Annotated in this window: 19 protein-coding genes; 13 read left to right on the forward strand and 6 right to left on the reverse strand. The window is 57.1% G+C overall.

Features of this window, described 5'->3' with window-relative positions; all coding sequences use genetic code 11:
* Positions 1-272: 272 nt before the first annotated feature.
* Genes G6L28_RS02535 through G6L28_RS02550 form a run of 4 tightly spaced genes read right to left on the reverse strand, consistent with a single transcriptional unit; the run spans position 273 to position 3,522 of the window.
* Entirely contained in the window at positions 273-1,160 is an 888-nt protein-coding gene (locus G6L28_RS02535; protein ID WP_174062218.1) for an SMP-30/gluconolactonase/LRE family protein, read from the reverse strand.
* Between the two features lie 2 nt (positions 1,161-1,162).
* Entirely contained in the window at positions 1,163-1,792 is a 630-nt protein-coding gene (locus G6L28_RS02540) for a 2-dehydro-3-deoxy-6-phosphogalactonate aldolase (RefSeq protein ID WP_174062219.1), read from the reverse strand.
* Between the two features lie 15 nt (positions 1,793-1,807).
* On the reverse strand, positions 1,808-2,725 hold the full coding sequence (locus tag G6L28_RS02545) for a 2-dehydro-3-deoxygalactonokinase (protein WP_174062220.1): 918 nt from the start codon (positions 2,723-2,725) through the stop codon (positions 1,808-1,810).
* Positions 2,725-3,522: an SDR family NAD(P)-dependent oxidoreductase gene (locus G6L28_RS02550; RefSeq protein ID WP_425292645.1), complete on the reverse strand. Its 798-nt coding sequence runs from the start codon at positions 3,520-3,522 to the stop codon at positions 2,725-2,727. The genes G6L28_RS02545 and G6L28_RS02550 overlap by 1 nt, the downstream gene beginning before the upstream one ends.
* Before the next feature lie 87 nt (positions 3,523-3,609).
* Here G6L28_RS02550 and G6L28_RS02555 point away from each other — a divergent pair, with 87 nt between their 5' ends.
* From G6L28_RS02555 to G6L28_RS02615, 13 genes are all read left to right on the forward strand, one after another.
* Entirely contained in the window at positions 3,610-4,401 is a 792-nt protein-coding gene (locus G6L28_RS02555; RefSeq protein WP_234902448.1) for an IclR family transcriptional regulator, read from the forward strand.
* Positions 4,402-4,572: 171 nt separating this feature from the next.
* Positions 4,573-5,313, forward strand: coding sequence for a helix-turn-helix transcriptional regulator (locus tag G6L28_RS02560; RefSeq protein ID WP_174062221.1), 741 nt, complete (start codon positions 4,573-4,575; stop codon positions 5,311-5,313).
* A 76-nt stretch (positions 5,314-5,389) separates the two neighbouring features.
* Positions 5,390-6,613 (forward strand): ABC transporter substrate-binding protein, encoded by a 1,224-nt coding sequence (locus tag G6L28_RS02565; protein WP_174062222.1) that lies wholly within the window; start codon positions 5,390-5,392, stop codon positions 6,611-6,613.
* Between the two features lie 93 nt (positions 6,614-6,706).
* Complete coding sequence (locus G6L28_RS02570; protein ID WP_174062223.1) at positions 6,707-7,840, forward strand: Mrp/NBP35 family ATP-binding protein; 1,134 nt, start codon at positions 6,707-6,709, stop codon at positions 7,838-7,840.
* Positions 7,841-8,163: 323 nt separating this feature from the next.
* Positions 8,164-9,141: a magnesium/cobalt transporter CorA gene (gene corA, locus G6L28_RS02575; RefSeq protein WP_174062224.1), complete on the forward strand. Its 978-nt coding sequence runs from the start codon at positions 8,164-8,166 to the stop codon at positions 9,139-9,141.
* 96 nt (positions 9,142-9,237) lie between these two features.
* Entirely contained in the window at positions 9,238-11,076 is a 1,839-nt protein-coding gene (locus G6L28_RS02580; RefSeq protein WP_234902452.1) for a potassium transporter Kup, read from the forward strand.
* A gap of 242 nt (positions 11,077-11,318) precedes the next feature.
* Positions 11,319-12,488 (forward strand): cell wall hydrolase, encoded by a 1,170-nt coding sequence (locus G6L28_RS02585; RefSeq protein ID WP_174062226.1) that lies wholly within the window; start codon positions 11,319-11,321, stop codon positions 12,486-12,488.
* A 270-nt stretch (positions 12,489-12,758) separates the two neighbouring features.
* Positions 12,759-13,124, forward strand: coding sequence for an AtpZ/AtpI family protein (locus G6L28_RS02590; RefSeq protein ID WP_174062227.1), 366 nt, complete (start codon positions 12,759-12,761; stop codon positions 13,122-13,124).
* 63 nt (positions 13,125-13,187) lie between these two features.
* Entirely contained in the window at positions 13,188-13,937 is a 750-nt protein-coding gene (locus G6L28_RS02595; RefSeq protein WP_174062228.1) for a F0F1 ATP synthase subunit A, read from the forward strand.
* 70 nt (positions 13,938-14,007) lie between these two features.
* Positions 14,008-14,235 carry a F0F1 ATP synthase subunit C gene (locus G6L28_RS02600; RefSeq protein WP_027673924.1) on the forward strand — a complete coding sequence of 76 codons (228 nt, stop codon included), beginning with the start codon at positions 14,008-14,010 and terminating at the stop codon, positions 14,233-14,235.
* A gap of 78 nt (positions 14,236-14,313) precedes the next feature.
* Positions 14,314-14,952 (forward strand): F0F1 ATP synthase subunit B, encoded by a 639-nt coding sequence (locus G6L28_RS02605; RefSeq protein ID WP_174062229.1) that lies wholly within the window; start codon positions 14,314-14,316, stop codon positions 14,950-14,952.
* A gap of 1 nt (position 14,953) precedes the next feature.
* Positions 14,954-15,439 (forward strand): F0F1 ATP synthase subunit B, encoded by a 486-nt coding sequence (locus G6L28_RS02610; protein ID WP_174062230.1) that lies wholly within the window; start codon positions 14,954-14,956, stop codon positions 15,437-15,439.
* Between the two features lie 440 nt (positions 15,440-15,879).
* Positions 15,880-17,703, forward strand: coding sequence for a methyl-accepting chemotaxis protein (locus tag G6L28_RS02615; RefSeq protein WP_174062231.1), 1,824 nt, complete (start codon positions 15,880-15,882; stop codon positions 17,701-17,703).
* A gap of 465 nt (positions 17,704-18,168) precedes the next feature.
* On the opposite strand, the gene G6L28_RS02620 is transcribed toward G6L28_RS02615, so the two are convergent.
* Positions 18,169-18,828 carry a ribonuclease HII gene (locus G6L28_RS02620; RefSeq protein ID WP_174062232.1) on the reverse strand — a complete coding sequence of 220 codons (660 nt, stop codon included), beginning with the start codon at positions 18,826-18,828 and terminating at the stop codon, positions 18,169-18,171.
* Positions 18,829-19,258: 430 nt separating this feature from the next.
* Positions 19,259-20,416 (reverse strand): PA0069 family radical SAM protein, encoded by a 1,158-nt coding sequence (locus tag G6L28_RS02625; RefSeq protein ID WP_174062233.1) that lies wholly within the window; start codon positions 20,414-20,416, stop codon positions 19,259-19,261.
* Between the last annotated feature and the right edge of the window lie 216 nt (positions 20,417-20,632).

Consider the following 20,632-nt stretch of genomic DNA (forward strand, 5'->3'; position numbering starts at 1 on the left):
TCCCAATCCTCGGACGGTCGCCTGTCGCCGGGACTGCGGGCTGTGAAGGGCCCGCAGTCCCGCACCGACAATAACCTCAGAACAACAAACAATCCTCGGGCTTGTCCCGAGGATCTGCTACGTTGCATCCGCAGAAGCGTGATTAGATCCTAGGGACAAGCCCTAGGATGACGTTGGTAGGGATTGCTTGTCACTTCGCGACAAATGGTGACATTTCTGATCGCTTTGTTACGTCACGATTTGATATGGCGGCTTCCTTCTCGCCAATCTCATCACACCCGATAAGCCGCATCCAACACGCCGCTGACCGTGATGCCAAGATCGAACGTGGCGCCATGGAGCGGATTGGATGCGATTTCCTCTGCATCAAGGCCTTCGCAGGCGGATGTAACGAGAAGCCGGTTCGCGTTAGGGCCAACGAATGCGGGGCAGGTGGTCTGGCCTGCGGGCAGTTTGTAGCGCTCGATATGCTGGCCATCAGGTGAGTAGCGGTCGACCGCGCCCTGACCCCAGCGGGCATTCCAGATGTGGCCCTGCGCATCGCAGACCGAACCGTCGATGCCGCCATCCTGGCCGTGCGCATCGACCAGAATGCCTGGCGCGCCAGTGGGCAGGCCCGTCTGCGGATCGACGGCCACCTTCATCAGCCAGTTCACGCGCGTATCGACATAGTAGGCGGTCGCACCATCGGGTGAAAAGCAGATGGAGTTGGAGATGCTGATATTGTCGAACAGCTTTGTGATCACGCCTCTGGCAACATGATAGATCGCGCCCGCGCCATCCTCCGCCTTCTTGCCCATGGTGCCGATCCACAATGCGCCGCTCTGATGCATCCGGCCGTCGTTAGAGCGATTGCCCGGTTTGCCCGGCTCGAAATCCGCGTGCAGCGTCAGTTCGCCGGTAGAGCGGTCGCGAATAAAGAGGCCGTCTTCCGAGGCGATCAGTTGCTGCCGGTCATCGATGCGAGCAACGACGCTTGCCATGAAGGGCAGATCGAACACAGTCTTCTTGCCCGAAACAATGTCGAGTTCATGCAGCTCTTTTTCGAGAATGTTGAGCCACCACGCCGTACCGGTGATGGGATCGAAACTCGGACCTTCACCCAGCATCAACTGCGTGTTGTCGAGAACACTGCCTGCAAATTCATGAACCTTGACCATGCTTATCCTCCAATAGCGGCGTCATATGCCCTGATGGTGACTTCAGCGCGTTCACCTGCTTCGCTTGCGGTCATGCCGGGCTTGTAAAGGCTGGTGCCGAGACCGAATGCGGTGATGCCGACGCTTGTATAGTCCCCGAAGTTTTTGTCGGAAACGCCGCCAACGGCTGCGACCATCGTATCCTTCGGCAGGATGGCGCGGATGGCGCTTATGCCGGATGGTCCAAGCACGCTGGCGGGGAAGAACTTCAGGCCAGTCGCACCGGCTTTCAGCGCGAGCAATCCCTCGGTCGGCGTCAGAACGCCCGGCAGCGTGACCATGCCTTTTTCACGCGCCGCCGTGATGACCTCGACATCCACGTTCGGGCTGACCATCAGCTTGCCGCCGACGTCATCGAGTTTCTGAACGTCTTCCACCGAAAGCACCGTACCCGCGCCGATAAGGGCATCGGCAGGAGCGAACTTGGCGGCGATTTCGATTGAGCGAAACGGATCTGGCGAATTCAGCGGAATTTCGATGGCGCGAAGGCCGCTTTCCAGAAGGGCGCTGACAACACCTTCCGTCTCTTCAGGCTTGATGCCGCGCAGAATGGCGACCAGTGGGTATTTCATGGGAGGGAAGGGAATGCGCATGGTCTTTCAGTCTCCTCAAGGCCAGATGGCCGTTGCGGCGGCGCTCAAGCCCCGGCGAACGGCATCATCGGCGTCGATGGTTGTAAATTCAATGGAAAGCGTGTCGAAAGCAGCCTTGTAGAGTTCACCAAGGCCACCGGAGCCGATCAGTATCACCGCCGATTCCTTCGGCGCGCTGGTATGCGCCCCTGCGATTTCCAGGCCGATCAAGGTGCCGGAAAGCCTGGCCTTGGCATCTGTCGCGGAAAGGCCGTGGAGGAGTTGCCCGGAACGGAGGGTGAAAAAGCGGTTGGTCGCCATCTGCGGATTGCGGTAGGCATCGGCAACGGCATTGCGGAACGAAGGTAGATCGCCCGCAAAGTTTCCTGCCTCCGCAATGGCGTGGGAAAGGATCGAGTGCTTCGAGATTACCTCGAACAGCTCCCCCGTCATGAAGGTCGAAAATCCGGTGACGCTGAAGTCCTGTACGCGCACCCATTTGGAATGGGTACCTGGCATGCAGACGAGCTGGTGGCCGGAACGATAGTTGTCCGAAAGTGCGCCGAGCAATTGCGTTTCTTCGCCGCGCATCACATCCGGGGCATCCTCCGTCCGCTGTGCCAGACCGGGCAGGATACGAACGTCATCCTGCTGGTGAGGAACGCGGGTCGCCGCTTCCAGCACCCGAGAAAGATTGGCGGGAACGTCGACGTAACCCGCCTCGACCCAGCCCTGCCGCGCACCGGCCATGCCGCAGACGACCACGGGCAGACCGGAGGGAGCGGAAAGCGCTGACAGGTGAGAGGCAAGCACTTCGGCAAAGCCCGTCCGCATGGCTGTGGTCATGCCTTCCGAACTGCGACGTTCACCGAGAACCTCGCCGGATTTGCTGATCAGCCAGAGCCGGAAACTGGTCGTTCCCCAGTCCACGGCGACGAATGCGGCTTGCGACATTATAAAAGACCTCCATCGATGATCATTGTTTGTGCCGTCATTGCGGTTGAGGCGCTGGACGCCAAAAAGAGGCACGGGCCGACCAGATCATCGCCGGTCAAGGCGCGTTTGAGGCATTGTCTGTTGACCGTATCGGCAATCGATTGTTCCGTCAGCCAAAGTTGTTTCTGGCGCTCGGTGACGATCATGCCAGGCAAAATCGCGTTTACGCGGATCTTTTCCGGCCCGAGTTTGCCCGCGAGGCTTTTGGTCAGGCCGATGATGCCTGCCTTTGCCGCTGCATAAGCAGGAAGATCGCCCATGTTCAACATATAGGCAATGGACGAGAAATTGACGATGGAAGCCGCCGTCTCCTGCCGTAAATAGGGCAGTGCAGCCTGCGTGACGAAGAAAACCTGCTTCAGGTTGACCGCATGGTTGGCATCCCAGTATTCGCTGGTCACGCCACCGATGTCATGCCTGTCATCCCAGGCAGCGTTGTTGACGAGAACCTTTATCCCGCCCGTTGCCTGAGCTGCTGCCTCCACGGCTGACTGAAGTTGGTGCTGATCCCGAAGGTCGGCCTTGACGAAGGTGGGCGCGCGCAGACCGTCTGCTGTAAGTCGATCGACGAGATGTTCGCTCGCTTTTTCGTCTATGTCGATGAAGGCAACATGTGCGCCATGAAGGCAAAAAGCCTCGACGAGCGAAGCACCGATCCCCGAACCGCCCCCTGTTATCAAAACGCCTTTCGCGTCGAATTCACTGGGCTGTCGACCGTCGACCATCATCCGCCACATCAAGGTTGCAAGTTCCATTATTTGGAACTAAGTTTTATTTAATGGAATAATTGCTTTTACGTCGCGCTCCTGTCAAGCGCCGACACCATCAGAACAGGAAAACTCTTGCGCCATAGCCAGGAAACAGCCGGGAGCACCGGCACCGTTGGTAAAGCAGTCGCGCTGCTTGAAATCGTCGTCATGTCGTCGGAACCGCTGCGCTTCACCGATATTCTACAGAAGACGGGTCAGCCGCGCGGCTCTCTGCACAGACAGTTGTCGCATCTGGTGGAAGAGGGGCTTCTGGAGCAGAAGGGTGACCAGACCTATGTTGCTGGCGTCCGGTTGCTGACATTCGCGGCCCGAGCATGGAGCAGCAACGACTTGCGTTCGGTTGCCGCGCCCCATCTCAAACATCTCCACGCGCAGACGGAGGAATCCGTTCATCTTGGCGTGTTGCGAGGCGCAGAGGTGATCTATCTCGACAAGATCGATGGAAAACATGCGGTCAGAATGCACTCCCAGATCGGACGCATGTCGCCTGTGTACTGTACTGGAATTGGCAAGGCGGCACTATCGCTGCTTTCGGATGAAAAACTGGCTGCGACTGTCCAGTCCATAGGATTTCAGTCCTTCACCGCCAACACTATTACTGACGGTGAGCATCTGATGAGAGAGGTCAGCACGATCAGGCGTCTCGGCTATGCATGCGATCTTGAGGAGCATGAGATCGGGATACAGTGCATCGCCGTTCCAGTATTTTTCGACCGGCATGATTTCACGGCAGCAATATCCGTCACCGGCCCAGCCTATCGTCTGACCCGCGAGCGTTTGGAGAATTGGGCACCATTGCTACGGGAAACGGCAGCAGCGATTTCGAGCGATCTTGAGCTTCGGTTGCCGCCTTCCGCGGGGTAAAGAAAAAGTGATCACGCGAATTTAAAATAGGACGGATACAGGTACTGATTGCGGTTGCCATTTTCATCAACCTGTTTGCATAAAAGCTACAAGTAGGTAAGTATAGCCTCACTGAATTTACCTATTGAAACCTTCATTAATTTTTATGTTGAACTGCAAAGACAACTCCCAATGCTAAAGCCCGAGATTAACGACTCCACGCCGCTGGGCGTGGAATGCGTGCAGGAATTGAACACCCTGCTGACACAGTTCGACATCTTTCGTTTTTTAAAGAGGGTTACCGAAAGCTGGGGCATGAAGGCCTTCATGGTCGTCAACCTGCCGCCACATATGGCGCTGGAACTTTCGGAATACACGGTCATCACCAACTGGCCGGCTGAAATGCTGCATCAATACGATCATGATTCTCTGCTGGCTGGCAGCAACGTCCTGCGAGAGTTGAAACGCTCTTGCGCGCCCTTCATCGCCAATAAAGAATTTCTGACCGAGGGGCATTCGGACAAGACCGCTGAAAAAATCACCGATCTCTTCGGGCGGTTCGAAATGTTGAACTCGATCTGGTGTCCGGTGCAGGACGCAACCGGCTTGCGTGGGGCAGTCTCCTTCGCCGGCACGAGATCCGATTTTTCACCGATGGAAATGGCTGAGCTCTTTTACATTTCGGCAAATGTGTATGGCAGGCTTGCCCATGTCCGCAGTCTGGATGCGCGGATTCCCGAAACGCTGACGGACCGGGAGATCGACTGTCTCAACTGGACCTCGGCTGGCAAGACCAGCGCCGAGATCGCGGAAATCCTGATCCTGTCGGAACACACGGTAAATCATTATCTCAACAGGGCGACCAAAAAGCTCGACACGGTCAACAGGACACAGGCGGTCGCAAAGGCTTTGCGTATAGGTCTCATAAAATAGGGATATTTTCTTTTTCCTGTTGTTATCTTGCGATGTGTGAGCGATTCTGTAGACGCTCACGGCACAGGAGACGCATTTGATAGGTTCGAGGCGCTTCAAGGCAGCTTTTTCTCCTACGGTTGATTGTGCGATCCTCGTTGTCGCCCTTGAAAAAGGTTTTGCTGCCGACGAGGGCATTGGTCTCGAACTCATCAGAAAAAATTCCGCTCAGGAAATCATGTCCGACTGGGCAGATGAGGGGTTGAATGGTGCGCATCTGCCCGCGTCGCTGCCGGTTGCGTCAGCGCTCGGTTTGCTGGAAGAGCCAGGGGATTTGGTCAGCCCCTTCGTGCTTTCCACCGGCGGCGCGGTGCTGGCGGTTTCGCAAATCCTCCACGACGACCTTTTTGAACAGGGCATGAAAATTCCCGATGCCGGATCGGTTTCGCGGGCGCTTTCGCGCGTTGCGCTGGCACGCAATGCCGCAGAGCTACCGCCTCTGACATTCGCCATAGAGCATGTCTTTTCGCCCTCCGTTTATGAGCTTCGGTATCTGCTGGCGAGCGCGCGCCTGCTGTCTCCACGGGATGTCACGATCATCGAAACCGCGCCTGCCGACATGCCCGGTCTTCTGGCAGAAGGTGTGATCGACGGTTTCTATGTCGCCGAACCCTATGGAAGCGCCGTGGCGTTGAGAGATAGCGGTCGCGTCGTCACCACCAAGTCCCACATCTGGCAAAACGCGCCGGAAAAGGTGCTTGCCGTGTCTCGCGGCTGGATCGCTGACAACGAAGCGACGTTGCACGCACTGCTGCGGGCGCTTTATCACGCGGGCGAATGGTGCGCCGCGCAGGGAAATATCGAAGAACTGGCGGGTCTGCTTGCCGCCCCGCAATATCTGGCGACCGAGGGTGATCTGGTCCTTCCAGCGCTGACCGGCTTCATCCCACACTCGCCCAGCCGTCTGATTGAATGCCCACGCTTTTTTGCGACGAGTGGAGGTGCCGCCAACTTCCCTTGGCAAAGTCAGGCGCTCTGGTTTTTCAACCAGATGATCCGCTGGGGCGATTGTCACGCCGACTATTTGACTGATGTGAGCGCCTATGAGGCAGCGTCGCAGGCCTACCGCCCGGATATATTCCGGTCCGCCATGCGCCCCATTTTCGCGCCGGTGCCTTCAGCCAATATGAAACTCGAGGGAACCCTGCATGTGCCGGTCCATGTCGGCGCGTCCCGCTCCAGCCTGCTTCTTGGGCCTGATGCTTTCTTCGATGGAAAGATTTTCGATCCCGAAAAGCTCGAAAATTACGATGAAAGCTGAATGCGACCCGTGAAGTTTGCTCTTTATGATTGGCGAAGCGCACGGGCTTCTTTATCTAACCTCATGTAAGACACGCATCGGGGTAGAATGAGCATGGCACAGGTGGATAAGAAGCAGGTCGAGCAAGCGCTGAAAAGCGTGATCTATCCCGGCAGCGAAAATGACATCGTCAGCCTGCGCATGGTGTCCGAGATTTTCATCAGCGACGGCAAGGCTTTCTTCTCTCTCACGGTGCCAGCCGAAAAGGCCAACGAGATGGAACCGCTGCGGCTCGCTGCCGAAAAGGCAGCGCTCGGGGTTCCCGGAATTACCGCAGCGATGGTAGCGCTGACGGCGGACCGAAAGCCGGGTCCGGCTTCCGCGCCGCCCCCACCGAAGCCAGCCGCGGCAGCACCCGCAGGCCATGCGGGACAGCCCCGCGCCAAGGCCGGTGTTCCTGGCATCGGTGCCATTATCGCTGTTGCATCCGGCAAGGGCGGGGTCGGCAAGTCGACCACGGCCGTCAATCTCGCGCTTGGTCTCCAGTCACTAGGTCTTAAGGTCGGCATCCTCGATGCGGATATCTACGGTCCGTCCCTGCCACGCCTGCTCAAGCTTTCCGGTCGGCCCGAACAGGGCGAGGGGCGCGTCATCATGCCCATGGAAAATTATGGGTTGAAGGTCATGTCCATGGGTTTCCTCGTCGATGAGGAAGCGGCCATGATCTGGCGCGGTCCGATGGTTCAATCGGCCCTGATGCAGATGCTGCGCGAGGTCGCCTGGGGTGAACTCGACGTGCTGGTGTTGGATATGCCGCCGGGAACGGGCGACGCGCAGCTGACCATCGCCCAGCAGGTGCCGCTTGCCGGTGCCGTCATCGTCTCCACACCGCAGGATCTGGCGCTGATCGATGCGCGCAAGGGCATCACCATGTTCCGCAAGGTAGAAGTACCGCTTCTGGGTGTGGTGGAAAACATGAGCTACTTCATCGCGCCCGATACCGGAAAACGATACGATATATTCGGCCATGGCGGTGCGCGGGCGGAGGCCGGGCGGATCGGTGTTCCATTCCTTGGCGAAGTACCGCTCACAATGTCCATCCGAGAGCTTTCGGACCTCGGTACCCCGGTCGTCGTTGCAGAACCGGATGGCCCACAGGCTGCTATATATAAAGACATTGCTCACAGGGTCTGGAGCCAGGTTGGCGCAGGTACCCTCAAGCCAGCACCTAAAATCGTATTCGAATAACACGTCTGGCGATACTGAAGATTAAGCCGATCAATCAATGCGCTCACCGCATATCTATCGTTCATTACGGTGGATTGACATTGCGGAAGCGTAGTAAAAATCCGCTCAATATTCTGTTTTATCTCGTTTTTTTCTTTCGCTGGCGAGGTAGAAGGCCATAGTGGAAGGATGGCCTGGGAAAATATCGCTTGATTCTCCCTGATATTGGGAGCATAGGCCCACGCCATTTGAACCGCAGGCATTTTCATGCGTTTGCGGGAGCCGCGCATGATGTGTTAGACCAGCACCCGGGCACAGAACGATGCCGCGGACGGAGAAACTGATTGATCAAAGCCTATCGCTCGAATTGCGAGGCAATCAGCCTGTCGGCGGACCAAGCGGTTACGCAGATTTCGGACGATATTGTCTGGATCGACCTCATCAACCCGGGTCGCGACGAGGAAAGACGTGTCGAGGCACTGCTCGGCACCGAGCTGCCCACGCGCGAAGATCTCAAGGACATCGAACCTTCCAGCCGTCTCTACACGGAAGATGGCAATGTCTTCATGACAGGCTCGCTGGTCTGGAATGCAGACTCGTCCAATCCACAGCTGACCGATGTGGCTTTCATCCTGGTTGGTAATCGTCTCGTGACCATCCGTTACGCCGAACCGAAGTCCTTCAATCTCTTCATCGCTGCGATCACGCGGGTGCCGCATGAGATGCGCAGTGGTGCTGCTCTTTTGCTGAAGCTTCTGGAAACCATTGTCGATCGCACCGCCGAGATTCTCGAAAATTCCGTTGTCGGCATAGACGCGGTTGCCAGCGGCATATTTGGTGGTGAGGCCCGCAGCAAGCGCAAGGCTCCACGTTATCTCGAAGAAAAGATCGCGGAGATTGCTTCCTACCACCGGCTGATATCGAAGGTCCGCGATAGCCTCGCCTCCCTATCGCGCGTCCAGTCCTTCCTCCATGCCACGGCGCTCGTGCAGCAGGATGAGGAAGCCCGGGAAATGGGCCGTTCCATTGCGCGGGATATCCAGTCGCTATCGGAACACGCGTCCTTCATTTCCGGCAATCTGACCTTTTTGCTGGATGCGTCGCTCGGCATCATCAATGTCGAGCAGAACGCCATCATCAAGATATTCTCCATCGCGTCCGTGGTTTTTCTGCCGCCGACCCTGGTGGCATCCATTTACGGAATGAACTTCAACGTCATGCCGGAGTTGCAGTGGCCCTATGGTTATCCACTGGCGATCTTCGTCATGCTCATATCGGCAATCATTCCGTTCATCGTTTTCCGTTGGAAGGGCTGGCTCTGAGAAGGGGCCAGGATACATATGTCTCATGCCTTGGATAAGGAAACTCTCGATAAGCCGGAAGCGGAGCACAGACATGTTCAAGGTCTGTTTCCCGCCATGCTCGGCTCTATCGGCGTTGTTTACGGCGATATCGGCACCAGCCCGCTTTATGCGTTTCGCGAAGCTCTGAAGCCTATCTCTCATGACGGCGTGACCGAAGCGGAGGTCATCGGGTTGATCTCGCTGATGATATGGTCGCTCACGATCATCGTGACGATCAAGTACATCTGTTTTCTGCTGCGCGCCGATAACGATGGCGAAGGCGGCACATTGTCCTTGCTCGCCCTTTTGATGAAGAACGCCGGCGCACGTCGCGGGCTGCTCATCATGCTCGGTCTCATCGGTGCGGCGCTGTTCCTTGGCGATGCGATGATTACTCCGGCGCTTTCGGTGCTGTCTGCAGTGGAAGGCCTGAAGCTCGTCACGCCCGCGATGGATGAATTCATCATTCCCATCTCGCTGGTCATTCTTGTTGGTATTTTTGCCATCCAGTCGCACGGCACCGAAGTCGTTGCCAAGTTCTTCGGGCCGATCACCGCAGTCTGGTTCATCGTCATGGGGTTGGCGGGTCTGCTTCACATTTCCGACGATTACAGCATTCTTTTTGCCTTCAATCCGCTGCACGCTGCGGAATTCCTGCTGAGCGAAGGCTTTTACGGCATCGTGGTTCTGGGCGCCGTCTTCCTGACAATCACCGGTGCGGAAGCTCTTTATGCGGATTTGGGCCACTTCGGGCGCAGACCCATTCAATGGGCATGGTTCGCGCTGGTCTTTCCGGCGCTGACATTGAATTATCTCGGGCAGGGCGCTCTGGTATTGAAAGACCCGGCCGCCATGTCCAACCCGTTTTACCTCATGTTTCCTGAATGGGCGCTGCTTCCTGCGGTCATCCTCGCAACGGCTGCGACCATCATCGCCAGCCAGGCGGTCATCACCGGCGCATTCTCACTGGTCCGGCAGGCGATCCACCTCGGCTATCTGCCGCGCATGGAAATCCTCTTCACGTCCGAAACCAATACCGGGCAGATTTATCTGCCATCGGTCAACACGGTGCTGCTGTTCGGCGTCGTCGCGCTGGTTCTGACTTTCAAAAGTTCCGATGCGCTGGCTACCGCTTACGGAATTTCGGTTACGGGTGCGATGGTTGTCACCAGCCTTCTGTTCTTCCAGTTTACCCGGTCGCACTGGAAATGGTCGCTTCCTCTTTCGCTGCTGGTGATCCTCCCGTTCATCACGCTGGAATTGATCTTCCTTGGCGCAAACCTTTTGAAAATTCACGATGGCGGCTATGTGCCGGTGCTGCTGGCCGTTGCCTTCGTCGTCATCATGACGACATGGCAGCGCGGCTCGAAGATCCTTTTCGCCAAGACCCGCCGGACAGACGTGCCGATGAAGGCCTTTGTCGCTTCGGTCGAAAAAGAGAGCGCCCATGCGCCGGTGCGTATTCCCGGCACGGCAATCTTCCTGACCGGCGACCCGGAGACTGCGCCCGCCGCACTGCTGCATAACCTCAAGCACAATCATGTCCTGCACGACAAGAACGTCATCCTGACGATCCGCACCGAGGACACGCCGCGCGTTCACCCGGACAGGCGTTATACGATGACGAAGATCAGCGACCGTTTCGTGGTGGTAGAGCTGCATTTCGGCTTCATGGAAACGCAGAACGTCACGCAGGCGCTCGGTTATCTGCGACGCACCGGCTACAAGTTCGACATCATGTCGACTTCCTTCTATCTCGGACGCAGAAAGCTGGTGCCTGATCCGAAATCCGGCATGCCCGGCTGGCAGAACCGTCTGTTCATCGCGATGGCGGAAAGTGCTGCCGATCCATCGGACTATTTCCGACTGCCTGCCAACCGCGTGGTGGAACTGGGTTCGCACGTCGTCATCTAACTGCTCCATCAACAACAGCGTCATGCGCCGTCATCGCAAATCGATGGCGGCGCATTTTAGTTTATCCTGACACATTAATGTGAGCGCAGAGATGGATGCGTGCCGTTAACCAAGCATCAAGGTTAATGAGAGATTATCCGGCTGAGTAGCAATTGCGTTTGCGTGTGTCCGGAGTACTGGTTTTGCGTTCGAACAATTCAGAGCATTTTCAGAAAAAGTGGGCACCGGTTTTCCGTTCGAAAATGCGACAAGACAAACTGTCGCGCCGAGGGTCGTCCATCCCGTTTGAAAAATGGGCTTCGCCCATCGTCTTCGGCCTCGCCGCCTGGCTTGCCTTTCCCTCCCTCGCCGCTCGCGCCGATCTGGCTTCTTTGCTTGCCGGTCTCGATGCCGGTGGGGAACAGTGGCGCATGGTGTTGACCAACTCACCCGCCGGTTCCGTTCACAGCGCCTCGCTTGCCTTCAACGACGCGACGGAAACTGCTGCGATCAAGGGTTCGGGCATGACATTGCCGGATGGACGCAAGGTTGCCTTCGTCAGCAACAAGGGCGGCAAGGAAACCACGCCGGACAGCGCCCGCGTCAACCGCGCTGCGAAGAAAGGCAGGGTGGTGGCGACCGAAGTCATGCAGCCGCCAAAAGCCTTTACCGCAGGCTCCGTTCTGCAGCGCACCAGCATGATCGATATCGAGCCCCTGAAACGTAAGGATCAGGCGGCTTTCGTCAAACGCAAGAAAAGCAGCGAAATCGAACTCGCCTCCTTTTATTTCCGCCGCGATGACAAGAAGGCCGACAAGACCGTCTCGCCCATGCTGGCAGACCTTATTACCAACCGCAGCGCGGATGTACTGGCCACGGCCTATGCGCCACCAGAACCTGATTTTGCCCGGCAGTCGCCTTTCGATGCTATTTTAAGAAAGCCTGACGCGGGGCGTTTCATTCCCCCGATTTCCGCGGACGATCACGCCTGGGCTGCAACGCCTCTGCCCGCCGACGCCTTCTCTGCTGCCGAACAGCAATGCCTTGCCTCTGGCATCTATTTCGAAGCGCGCGGAGAATCGGTCAAGGGTCAGGCAGCTGTTGCCCAGGTCATCCTCAACCGCGTTCGCAATCCTGCTTATCCCAAAACGATCTGCGGCGTGGTCTATCAGAACAAGGACTGGCGCAATCGCTGCCAGTTCTCCTTTGCCTGCGACAACATCAAGGATCGCGTGAACTCCGAGCGTCACTGGAAGATGGCGCGCGAAGTTGCCATGGCAACCACGGCCGGAAAGATCTGGTTGACGGAAGTCGGCTCGGCAACCCATTATCATGCCGTCTATGTACGCCCCGCCTGGGGGAAAAGCATGAAAAAGGTCGGCAGGATCGGGTTGCATGTCTTCTACCGCACATATGGCGGCGGCTGGAGCTGAGATCACGCCCTTTTTGGTGCAAAACCCGTGGCAAATCGGCTGATTCCCGTCACAAACATTGGATAGATTCTGTCGCAATCAGCTAACGCCATGTTTTAAAACATAAAAATTGTATTCGGTCATGCGTTGCCGGTGCCTTGACTAGAGAAGCCCCTAAAACTATGTTGCGCGCGACTTCAGAGCGGGCTGGAACAGGCTTGAAGCCCTGCCGTTTACAACTCCAAAGGGTTCTGGCAACGCTGGAACGGAGAAAAAGGGCAGGATTTAAAAATGACCGGCAACCGTAACGATAGTCTGGACGAGCGCCGTAAACGCCTTGCCGAGGGATTGGCAAAGGTGCAAGCGGAGGACGAGGCGGAAGAGAGGATCGAGCGCAACGCCGAAGAAAGCCGTAAGGGCTTTGGGATGGCGATGAAGCTCTCATCCGAATTCATTTCTGCCGTCATCGTGGGCGCGATGCTGGGTTATCTTCTGGACCATTTTGCCGGCACGTCGCCGTGGGGGATGATCATTCTTCTGCTTCTCGGCTTCTGCGCAGGCGTGCTGAATGTTCTGCGCTCTGCGGGTGTGGTGGCAAAGCCGCCGCTGCTCGAAGAGGGGCTCGGAAAAGATAAGGGTGGGAAGCCGGGCGAGTAACGTCCCTTTCCATATAATGACGAGAGGTGCCGCTTTGTGCGGCGACAGTAAAGAGGGCAGCCGGTGGCAAACGATCCGACCCATCAGTTCATTGTAACGCCGATCATCCCGATTGAGATCGGTGGCGTCGATTTCTCGTTCACCAACGCGTCTCTCTTCATGGTCGCAACCGTCGCCGTAGCGTCCGGTTTCCTCTATTTCGCGACGTCGAACCGCGGTCTCATCCCGACCCGCATGCAGTCCGTTGCAGAAATGTCCTATGAGTTCATCGCCTCGATGTTGCGTGAAGGCGCAGGCAAAAAGGGAATGGTATTCTTTCCTTTTGTCTTCTCGCTCTTCATGTTCATTCTGACGGCCAACCTGCTCGGCATGTTCCCGTACTTTTTCACGGTAACCAGCCAGATCATCGTTACCTTTGCGCTGTCGTGCCTCGTTATCGGAACGGTCGTCGTTTACGGTTTCTACAAGCATGGCCTTCACTTCCTCGGCATCTTCGCCCCATCGGGCGTGCCCAAGGTGTTGCTGCCGCTGGTGGCGTCCATTGAAGTGATTTCCTTCCTTTCGCGTCCAATCAGCCTTTCCGTTCGTCTTTTCGCGAACATGCTGGCCGGTCACATCACGCTGAAGATTTTCGCAGGCTTCGTCGCCTCCATGGGTGCGCTCGGTGCACTCGGCGTTGGTGGCGCAATTCTGCCCCTCATCATGACCGTCGCTGTCGTCGGTCTCGAATTTCTCGTCGCCTTCCTTCAGGCATATGTCTTCGCGGTACTGACGTGCATGTACCTGAACGACGCCGTGCATGGTGGTCACTGAGAAGTAAAGTCGCTGACATCCGAAACGGGTGTCAAAAAACACCGCAACAACCCATTCTAAGGAGCTTAACATGGAAGCGGAAGCAGCAAAGTACATCGGCGCAGGTCTCGCATGCCTCGGCATGGCTGGTACGTCCCTCGCTCTCGGCCGTATCTTCGGCGATTTCTTGTCCGGCGCGCTGCGCAACCCATCTGCCGCTGACAGCCAGTTCGGCCGTCTGGTATTCGGCTTCGCCGTTACGGAAGCTCTGGGCATCTTCTCGCTGCTCGTTGCTCTCCTTCTCCTGTTCGCTGTTTAATTTCAGCATCAGGTTTGGATCACGGCTGGCGACCGCTTGCCGTGATCCTTCGCATTTGCAGTACCCCTGGAGGTGAGCATGTTCGTGACCGAGGCTCTTGCCCAGTCAGCACCGGCGTCCCCTGAAACGACGACGGAAATACCGGCTGTCGGCCAGACGGCCCCGGAAGCAACGCATACGGAAACCGGTGTGGCGGACAACGCCCATGGTTCTTCGGGCGTATTCCCGCCGTTCGACCAGTCGACCTATGCATCCCAGCTTCTGTGGCTGGCGATTTCATTCGGCCTGTTCTACGTGCTCATGAAAAAAGTCATCGTGCCGCGCGTTGGCGGAATTCTCGAAGACCGTCATGGCCGCATCGCACAGGACCTCGATGAAGCATCTCGGCTGAAGGCCGAAGCGGATGCCGCAATCGAAACCTATGAAAAAGAACTCGCAGCGGCTCGCGCCAAGGCTGGTTCGATCGCTTCTGCTGCCCGCGAAGCCGCAAAGGTGAAAGCCGATGCCGACCGTGCGGCGATCGAAGCTGAACTGGCTGAAAAGATTTCCGCTGCCGAAGCACGCATCGAGTCCATCAAGAGCCAGGCTTTTGCAGATGTCGGCACAATTGCCGAAGAAACCGCGACCGCGATCGTCGATCAGTTGATTGGCGCCAAGGTCAAGGACACCGATGCCAAGGCAGCCGTTCTTGCCGCATCAGATGTGAAGGGGGCTTGATATGGCGTTCGACGCAACGTTTTTCGCACTCGTAGGCCTCATCCTTTTCTTCGTCCTCATTGCCTACCTCAAGGTTCCAGGCATGTTGGCAAGCTCGCTCGATGAGCGCGCTGGTAATATTCGTGAAGAGCTTGCGGAAGCAAAGCGCCTTCGTGAAGAAGCCCAGCATCTGCTGGCCGAGTATCAGCGCAAGCGTAAGGAAGCTGAAGCCGAAGCCGCTGGCATCGTCGCTGCTGCCGAACGTGAAGCTGCCGCTCTGACGGCAGAAGCCAAGGCAAAGACGGAGGAATTCGTCGCCCGTCGCAACGCGCTGTCGGAACAGAAGATCAAGCAGGCCGAACTCGACGCCATCGGCGCCGTCCGCTCCGCTGCCGTCGACATCGCTATCGCCGCTTCCGAGAAGCTGATTGCTGAAAAGACAACGGCAGCTGCAAAGACGAAGCTGTTCAAGTCCGCTGTCGGCGAAGTCAAATCTCGCCTGAATTGACAGAGCATTTCCCGCAAGGTGCGAAGCGTTTTCGCGTTCGGACTATGCGTGAAAACAAGAACTTAGAGCATTCTCGGGTTTGAAATAAAGTCGAAACGCTCCAGAACTGCTTAAGCTCATCGAAACCCCTCCGGAAAACCTCCGCGAGGGGTTTTTTGTTGCGCCACAGTCCCCTGTGCTGCGGAGCACTTTCGATAAATAGAGTATAAACATCACCATTCAAAGTAATCACCCGTAGGTGTGTTGATGGTGCTATTAACTGGACTTGAATTTAATAAAACATAAATAAAGGTTTTGTAATATAGCGGTCTAAAGGGTGGGACTATCAGTATCAGATTGTCTGTTTTCGGAGGCAAGCAGGTCTTGCCGTGAAGCTGTCCATGATGCTGAAGCATGCGCATTTTCAAATTATCCATAATCTTTGATCTGGGGTGACGATCATGAAATTATCGATCGGTGTAGTTTTGGCCGGCCTGTCAGGGGTCATGCTGCTGGTTGCGGGCGTGCAGGGCAGTTTCTCCTTAATGTCACTCTCGAAGATCAAGGGCGGTATCGAGGTTATTGTCGGGGAACGTGTTCCCGCCTTTATCACCCTCGGCGCAATCAATGCCGAAATCGGGAGCGTGCGAAATGCGCAGAGCGCGATCGTGAGCGCTACCGGAGCCGCGCAGGACGAGTTTCAACGGCAGCTCGCTCAAGCAAAGAGCGACCTCAGCGATAATTTGAAGGAATATCAGAGCTACCTCGTCGATGAGGCGGATAAGACGCATCTCGCAAGCTTCTCCAGCAAATGGGCGGCTGCCGAAAGCCGCTGGTCGCAGGTGGAAAGCCTCGTTAAGGGCGGAAAGATGGACGAGGCGAGAGCGCTTTTCGTCGGCGATGCGCTGACCGCCTACAATGACGCCAAGACAGCACTTCAGGGTGCCGTGGATGACATGGAATCCGACGTGCGTAATGAAGGCGATGCGACTGATGCGACGGCGTCGTTGGTGATGACGCTGAACTACGCATCGCTGGCAATTGCGATCGTCATCGGCCTCGGCGCGGCAGTGTTCGGCAATCTCTATCTGGCGAAGCCGCTCGTGCGGATGACAGGTGTCATGCGCAAGCTGTCGTCTGGCGACACGGCAATCGACATCCCGGGCCGCGATCGCAAGGACGAAATCGGTGCGATGGCTGATGCCGTTGAGGTCTTCCGCCGCAGCGCGATTGAAAACCAGAGGCTCGAATCCGAGGCTGAGCAAAATCGCAGACAGGCTGAAGCCGAGCGAATGGAGACCCAGCGTCGCGCCGAAGCGGATGCGGAAGAGCGGTTGCGCGCAGCAACATCAGGTCTTGCCGCAGGCCTGCGTCGCCTGGCATCCGGCGATCTCGCCTTCCAGCTCAACGACGCTTTCTCGCCGGACTTCGAGCCCCTGCGTCGTGACTTCAACCAGTCGATCAAGCAACTGGGCGCAACGCTGACGGAAATTTCCCATTCCATCGACGCCATGAACAACGGTACGCGTGAAATCGCCGAAGGCTCGGTCGATCTTTCCCGCCGCACCGAACAGCAGGCGGCAACACTGGAAGAAACGGCTGCAGCTCTGGATGAGATCACCGTCAACGTCGCTAACTCCACCAAGCGCGCACAGGAAGCCCGCGGCGCGGCAGGCGAAGCAACGCGTGCGGCGAAAGTTTCCGGCGACGTCGTTGCCACCGCCGTGGATGCCATGCAGCGCATAGAGCAATCGTCCGGCCAGATATCCAACATCATCGTCGTCATCGATGAAATTGCCTTCCAGACCAATCTTCTCGCTCTTAACGCGGGCGTGGAAGCGGCACGCGCCGGGGAGGCAGGCAAGGGTTTTGCCGTGGTTGCTCAAGAGGTGCGCGAACTAGCGCAACGCTCTGCCCAGGCCGCGAAGGAGATCAAAGAGCTCATCAGCAAGTCCTCCAGCGAAGTGGAAAGCGGCGTCAAGCTGGTGCAGCAGACCGGCGATGCTCTCAAATCCATCAGCCACCACGTCGAGGCGATGAACGATCACATGGGGGCAATCGCATCCTCCGCACAGGAACAGGCGACGGGCTTGGCCGAAGTCAACACGGCGGTCAACCAGATGGATCAGACCACCCAGCAAAACGCCGCCATGGTTGAAGAAACCACCTCCGCCACCGCTGCTCTGGCCAGCGAAAGCGACAAGCTGCGCACGCTTCTCCAGCAGTTCAGGCTTACGGAACATGGCGGCAGCCAGGACGGCTATCAAATGCGGCGCGCGGGCTAGGCCTTTCCTCATTAAAGGGAAAAATTCTGCTGGTTCAAGCCGGATCGCTCGTTTGTCCGGGCGGGGATGTGCCGTAGCCACACCGTGCGACCGTGGCGCCCGCGCAAGCAGGCTGTCCCGTTTGAACCACCCCTTCCGCAGATTTGCTGGCAAATCTGCAAGACCCTTGATTACCGGGTGCGCTCATCTCTTCGCATCGCGAATCAGCGCAACCGGTGGCCGGGCATCTTTCCAACATGCTCAAAGGCGATCGGCTCGACCGTACCTTTGTGTATGCTCTTCGCCAATCAGTAACGCGAGCAGTGATTTATCGCCACGATATTCGCAAAGTTACGCCGAACGGCTATGCATCAAATATGGCATGACGGCAGTAGCGATGAGGCTGTCCCTACAGTTTTGCGAGGCTTAAAAACGCAGCCGGTAGGCACACAAACATCGCGCAGCAGCGTCGGCGGGCCGGTCGCCTTATGCAACATCCTGTTTGAGTGGACGAAAGCTCATACGGTGGAGTGAGCAGGCACCGTGAGCTTCGATGGCGCGGAGGTGAACAGGCGTTCCGTAGCCCGCGTGCATCTCGAAGCCGTAGACGGTGTGGATGGCACCGGCGCGTTCCATCATCCGGTCGCGAGTGACCTTGGCGACAATGGATGCGGCAGCAATAGATACGGAGCGTGCATCACCCTTGATGACGGCCTTTGCCTCACAGGAAAGGCCGGGCGGAATATCACGGCCATCGGCAAGGACGAGGGCCGGGGAAACTTCGAGGCCGAGGACTGCCCGCCGCATGGCATCAAGGCTGGCGCGGAGGATGTTCATCCTGTCGATCAGCAACGGCCCGGAAGAGGCGATGGAGACGATGGATGTCTGCAAAATCTGGGCGAAGAGCGTTTCCCGCTTTGCCTTCGTCAGTTTCTTGGAATCATTCAGACCCGCAGGGATATTGTCGGGATCGAGAATAACGGCAGCGGCAACCACTGGCCCTGCCAGAGGGCCGCGTCCAGCCTCATCCGTACCGGCAACAGGCCAGAGCCCACGCTTGCGGGCCTCAATCTCGAGACTGAAATCCGGCACCGGAGGCACCAGATCGAACAGGACAGGAGAATCGGATGCTGTACGTCGTTTCATGCGGCAGAAACTCGCACAGACACCCGATCTCCTGCAAGCCCCCGGTTGCGGCGAAATAGCGGTAGCCCGGTGTAGGGGCGTGGGCTGCCGCTGTTGGCCGATCATGGCCAAGTCATCCCCATGAGGCAGAGAGGATGTGATCGCACGCGAGGCGGCGGGTACCGGGGGCAATGCCGCTGCATCAGGGACGGGACAGCGGACATTCTTAAATTTCAATCAGGCCGGTCTTCGGGGCAGGGCGTAGATAAAGCCTGCTGGCCTTTCGCTTCATGATCTCCAAAGTCCGTTACGTCTGTTTTGTTTTGCGCTCTCGCACCGAGAAGCCGTTCTAACGCCTTAAACCAACGCACTGGATTTAGAGCCGTTTTCTGCCTTTGATCCGGTACTTGCGACGATTCTGGCACCGTTCTTAAAACGCTCAAAGCATCTATTAGAGCAGAGACAACTGCACACCGGCACCGCCGGGAGCGGTGAAGAGATCGTCTCGCAACTGAATGCCACGGCGAATAAGCCCAAGCCTCTTTGTCGCCATTTCGAAACGTCGACCGATCTGCCATGCATAAGGGCCTGCCCCCTTCATGCGTTTTCCGAACTCCGCATCGTAGTCCTTTCCGTCCCGCATGGAGCGCACCAGTGACATGACGTGGCGATAACGATCCGGATAGTTGCGTAACAGCCAGTCACGAAACAGCGGACTGACTTCCAGCGGAAGACGGAGCAGCACATAAGACGCTTCGGTTGCGCCAGCAGCTTTCCCCGCATCGAGGATACGTTCGATCTCGTGATCGTTCAGCGCCGGAATGACAGGCGCCATCATGACCGCGACGGGGATGCCTGCATCCGTCAATTCCTTGATTGCTTCCAATCGCTTCGATGGCGTAGATGCGCGGGGCTCCATATTGCGGGCGAGCTTCCGATCCAGCGTCGTCACCGAAATACCGACCTTGACCAGCCCCTTCTTCGCCATCGGCGCAAGTATACCGATATCACGCGTGATCAGCGCAGATTTGGTGACGATGGCGACAGGGTGCTCTGCTTTTGCCAGCACCTCAAGGATCTGCCGCATGATGCGCCATTCCTTTTCGATGGGCTGATAAGGGTCGGTATTGGTGCCGATGGCGATGACCCGTGCCTTGTAGCCCGGCTTCGCCAGTTCCCGCTCCAGAAGCTTCGCCGCATCCGGCTTGGCAAACAGCTTCGATTCGAAATCCAGCCCTGCAGACAGGCCCATGTAGCTATGTGTCGGCCTGGCAAAGCAATAGATGCAGCCATGTTCACAGCCACGATAGGGATTGATCGAGCGATCGAAAGGAATATCAGGCGATTCGTTGCGGGTTATGATGGTTCTTGGCTTTTCAACCTGCACCTCCGTGCGAAACTCGGACGGCTCTTCAGGAATATCCCAGCCATCATCGAACGCTTCATGCTGAAGCGTCTCAAAACGCCCGCTCGGATTGATGCCAGCCGCGCGGCCACGGCGCCGGTCGATCTCGATCCTGATGCCAGATGTGTCCGCCAGCGCATTGGCAATATCCGACGTATGGCCCGGCTGAAAGGCAGCCTGCCCCGAAAGCACATGTTGTCTCATCTGAACGCTCCTGACCGGCAAAACGCCAGCGGCTTTGATGAGGAGATTTCTAACGCGAAAATGAGAACATTACAAGAACAAAATTTATCATCCGATGGTGGCAATCGCTCAGGAATTGCGTTAGGTTTTGTCATACTTATGGACGAAAACTTATAGGTCGATATTTATCCGTCACGTCGGTTCGAAACAATGCGGCTTCGGGTCATGCGGAACGAA

The organism is Agrobacterium larrymoorei, from assembly GCF_013322225.1.
Classification (GTDB): Bacteria; Pseudomonadota; Alphaproteobacteria; order Rhizobiales; family Rhizobiaceae; genus Agrobacterium; species Agrobacterium larrymoorei_A.

Excerpts from the sequence above, each read along its gene's own strand:
- G6L28_RS02610 (WP_174062230.1), top strand. The coding sequence starts at position 14,954 with ATGGCGTTCGACGCAACGTTTTTCGCACTCGTAGGCCTCATCCTTTTC.
- G6L28_RS02615 (WP_174062231.1), top strand. The coding sequence starts at position 15,880 with ATGAAATTATCGATCGGTGTAGTTTTGGCCGGCCTGTCAGGGGTCATG.
- G6L28_RS02540 (WP_174062219.1), bottom strand. The coding sequence starts at position 1,792 with ATGCGCATTCCCTTCCCTCCCATGAAATACCCACTGGTCGCCATTCTG.
- G6L28_RS02600 (WP_027673924.1), top strand. The coding sequence starts at position 14,008 with ATGGAAGCGGAAGCAGCAAAGTACATCGGCGCAGGTCTCGCATGCCTC.
- G6L28_RS02560 (WP_174062221.1), top strand. The coding sequence starts at position 4,573 with ATGCTAAAGCCCGAGATTAACGACTCCACGCCGCTGGGCGTGGAATGC.
- G6L28_RS02570 (WP_174062223.1), top strand. The coding sequence starts at position 6,707 with ATGGCACAGGTGGATAAGAAGCAGGTCGAGCAAGCGCTGAAAAGCGTG.
- G6L28_RS02625 (WP_174062233.1), bottom strand. The coding sequence starts at position 20,416 with ATGAGACAACATGTGCTTTCGGGGCAGGCTGCCTTTCAGCCGGGCCAT.
- G6L28_RS02545 (WP_174062220.1), bottom strand. The coding sequence starts at position 2,725 with ATGTCGCAAGCCGCATTCGTCGCCGTGGACTGGGGAACGACCAGTTTC.
- G6L28_RS02580 (WP_234902452.1), top strand. The coding sequence starts at position 9,238 with ATGCTCGGCTCTATCGGCGTTGTTTACGGCGATATCGGCACCAGCCCG.
- G6L28_RS02620 (WP_174062232.1), bottom strand. The coding sequence starts at position 18,828 with ATGAAACGACGTACAGCATCCGATTCTCCTGTCCTGTTCGATCTGGTG.
- G6L28_RS02535 (WP_174062218.1), bottom strand. The coding sequence starts at position 1,160 with ATGGTCAAGGTTCATGAATTTGCAGGCAGTGTTCTCGACAACACGCAG.
- G6L28_RS02605 (WP_174062229.1), top strand. The coding sequence starts at position 14,314 with ATGTTCGTGACCGAGGCTCTTGCCCAGTCAGCACCGGCGTCCCCTGAA.
- G6L28_RS02585 (WP_174062226.1), top strand. The coding sequence starts at position 11,319 with ATGCGACAAGACAAACTGTCGCGCCGAGGGTCGTCCATCCCGTTTGAA.
- G6L28_RS02590 (WP_174062227.1), top strand. The coding sequence starts at position 12,759 with ATGACCGGCAACCGTAACGATAGTCTGGACGAGCGCCGTAAACGCCTT.
- G6L28_RS02550 (WP_425292645.1), bottom strand. The coding sequence starts at position 3,522 with ATGGAACTTGCAACCTTGATGTGGCGGATGATGGTCGACGGTCGACAG.